Annotated in this window: 1 protein-coding gene; it reads right to left on the reverse strand. The window is 42.8% G+C overall.

What is annotated here, in order from left to right; all coding sequences use genetic code 11:
* Positions 1–1,130 (reverse strand): zonular occludens toxin domain-containing protein (locus tag PL85_RS18260; protein ID WP_215809368.1); only part of this gene is annotated, 1,130 nt, incomplete at both ends.

Raw genomic sequence — 1,130 nt, forward strand, 5'->3', positions numbered from 1 at the left:
AAATAATACGTTCCCTCGGGTGTTTTGGCCTCGAGCGTAATAAAGAACTTGAAACCATTTGGCCCTTTTTTTGTGGTATGGCCCGTGTAGTACAAGTTTTGAATATCATACAAGCCGAGCATCGAACGTAAACCATCTAAACGCCCAGAACCAGATGGACCACCGGAACCACTAGCAGCCGTATTGCTATTCCCACCATCAGATACAGAAGAATTAGACGAAGAATCCGCTTTATTGCTGACACTGGACGATTGAGAAACGCTAGATTGAGTCGAGTTCGATTGCGCGTCCTGAATCTCCGAAGAAGAACCAAAAACCAGACCGGATAAACCATAAATAAACCACCCCACACAAATTAAACCAAGCAACAAAGATAAAAATACTTTCGGGTTATATAACAAGAGATTCAAAGCACCAGCGCCGCGAGCAATGCCAGTAGCCGTGGACTTATAAAGTAGAAACGCATCAAGCGGGATTTTTTTATTAATTAGATTAGGGTCTTTGCCCTTAGGAACGACGGGAGTAGATGAGTTTTTAGGATGTTTATAAATGAGCGGGTTACGCTTTGCCCAAAAGAATTGATCACGTCCTTTATGTAAAAAGCATTGCTCTGAACATGCGCGGATAGCCGTATCTATTTGCCCCCAATCTGGAGAAAGCAACTCAATATCCCAGTTGTATTTACGATGGCGCATAAAGCCCTCATTAAAAGAAAATGGGTAGATTATGCGGCCTTGGTCGTCATATTCCGCTTGGCCTCGGTCATCAACCTCAGCCGCGTCAAGTTGACTCATATCGGCCGGAGTATAACGAGAGTAAAAAAATGATTCGTAATCTTTAGGTAAATTAGGGAGAAACTCAGATAAAGGCCGATAGAAAACTTTATCCATCCTGAACCCAATGTTTTTAGAGAAAATATCTTGGCACTCATCAATGACAATCAATGCACCAAGGGGACACCAGCAAAAAAAGTGCTGCCAGAGCTCGATACCCTTAGCGTCCCTTGAGAATATACGAATAAGACGAGTAGTAGACGGAAACTCAATATTAAGACGCTTTTGAATAACATCGAGCGGTTGCATTCCCTCAATATTAGTAACAACAACACGGCCCGCCTTTAGTGCCTCAAA

It is taken from the genome of Vibrio anguillarum (assembly GCF_001989995.2).
Lineage (GTDB): Bacteria > Pseudomonadota > Gammaproteobacteria > Enterobacterales > Vibrionaceae > Vibrio > Vibrio anguillarum.